General features: G+C 35.4%; 4 protein-coding genes. All 4 read right to left on the reverse strand.

The window, feature by feature from the left end; genetic code table 11:
- Positions 1-279 (reverse strand): GTPase Era (era, locus tag RT405_RS03825; RefSeq protein ID WP_313467694.1); only part of this gene is annotated, 279 nt, incomplete at its 3' end.
- Positions 279-689, reverse strand: coding sequence for a cytidine deaminase (locus RT405_RS03830; RefSeq protein ID WP_313467696.1), 411 nt, complete (start codon positions 687-689; stop codon positions 279-281). The genes RT405_RS03830 and era, both read right to left, overlap by 1 nt.
- A gap of 15 nt (positions 690-704) precedes the next feature.
- Positions 705-1,106, reverse strand: a complete 402-nt coding sequence (locus RT405_RS03835) for a diacylglycerol kinase (RefSeq protein WP_313467697.1) — start codon at positions 1,104-1,106, stop codon at positions 705-707.
- The gene (gene ybeY / locus RT405_RS03840) at positions 1,084-1,560 is read right to left on the reverse strand and encodes an rRNA maturation RNase YbeY (RefSeq protein ID WP_313467699.1); all 477 of its coding nucleotides are present in this window, start codon (positions 1,558-1,560) and stop codon (positions 1,084-1,086) included. Before ybeY ends, RT405_RS03835 begins: the two co-directional genes overlap by 23 nt.
- Positions 1,561-1,670: the final 110 nt, after the last annotated feature.

Consider the following 1,670-nt stretch of genomic DNA (forward strand, 5'->3'; position numbering starts at 1 on the left):
AAGAATCACATCTACCCCTCTGAAACTGCTTAGAGCTGATTCAACCATAAAGTCTCCTAAACGGTGTTTGGGTTTATGGATACCTGGTGTGTCAATAAAAATGATTTGTTCTTTATCAGTTGTATAAATTCCTTGGATTTTATTCCGAGTTGTTTGAGCTTTATCACTCATAATGGCGATTTTTTGACCAACGACACGATTGAGCAAAGTAGATTTTCCAACGTTTGGTCGTCCTACAATTGAGACGAATCCTGATTTGTATGCAGTTGTATTTTCCATTAAACCATATCCTCCGATTGAAACGCTCCTGGTAAAAGTTCTTTTACAGTAGTTTCAAATTTATCCCCATGTGTATTTGTTAATAATACAGGCATTTCCGGGTCACAAAATTCTACCATAACTTGACGACAAGCGCCACAAGGAGAAATCGGAGCATCCGTTCCTCCAGTAACAACTAAACGTTCAAATGTTTTTTTTCCTTCAGAAATAGCTTTAAAAAAAGCCGTACGCTCAGCACAATTGCTTAATCCAAAAGAAGCATTTTCAATATTGCATCCACTATAAACTTCACCATCAGTCGTTAATAATGCTGCTCCTACTGGGAAATGAGAATAAGGAACATACGCTTTGTCCAACATACTTGTAGCTTCGTTAATTAATTGTTGTGTCATTTCATGATGTGTCTTCATAATATTAACTCCCTTTTAAAAAAATATATTCCAAATTTTGGGCAAAAGAATAATAATAGCTGTGATGACCGAAAAACTAGCTGTAATCAAGACGGCCGCCGCTGCCATATCTTTTGCTTTTTTTGCAAGCGGATGATAGTGATGTTCTGTAATTAAATCGACTATATTTTCAATAATTGTATTTAATACTTCCATGATCACAACCAAAAAAGTACTTAAAATGATCCAAAGCCATTCTTCTTGCTGTAATTTAAGGAAGCTGCTAATAAGGAAGACAACTAGCCCTAAAGTAACATGAGTCCGCATATTACGCTCTTCTTGAAAGACGGTTTGGATGCCTTTAAAAGCATATCTAAACGAATCAATAAAACGTAAATTTTTCCACTTCTTTTTATTATCGTTCAAGTCCATAGGCATGTAATATCTCTTTCTGCAAACCAAACATAATGCTTTCCTCTTCTGGCTCCATATGATCGTATCCGTTCAAGTGCAAAAAGCCATGGAGAGCAAGAAAACCAAGTTCGCGATCAAAAGTATGACCATATTCAATTGCTTGGTCTGCTGTTTTTTCGATTGAAATAAGAATATCTCCTATATTTCTAGGTATACTGTCTTCAAATCCTGCTAAATTTACGATAAAATCATCTTCCACATCATCATTCAGTGCAAAGCTGATGACATCTGTAGGTTGATCTTTAAATCGGTATTCTCGATTAATTTCTTGAATCTTTTGGTTATCAACAAATGAAACCGACATTTCTGTATTTTCAGCTAGGTGAATGTAAGTAGCCGCATATTCTAACAGAGAACGAACCATCGCTTGTTGTTCATCTGTAACTTTATTTGTTTCATCAATTATATCTATTTCCATAAGTGAGTTTTCCTCCTAAATCTGACAAAAAAACATCATTCAACTATTACTCGGCTACAGGTTGGTCTTTTTCCTGAGGTTTCGGGTACTCAATTCTTGAGTGGAAAGTA

It is taken from the genome of Carnobacterium sp., from assembly GCF_032094055.1.
Lineage (GTDB): Bacteria > Bacillota > Bacilli > Lactobacillales > Carnobacteriaceae > Carnobacterium_A.

What these genes read in the sequence shown, in the direction of transcription:
- RT405_RS03830 (WP_313467696.1), bottom strand. Translation starts at nt 689, where the DNA reads ATGAAGACACATCATGAAATGACACAACAATTAATTAACGAAGCTACA.
- RT405_RS03835 (WP_313467697.1), bottom strand. Translation starts at nt 1,106, where the DNA reads ATGCCTATGGACTTGAACGATAATAAAAAGAAGTGGAAAAATTTACGT.
- ybeY (WP_313467699.1), bottom strand. Translation starts at nt 1,560, where the DNA reads ATGGAAATAGATATAATTGATGAAACAAATAAAGTTACAGATGAACAA.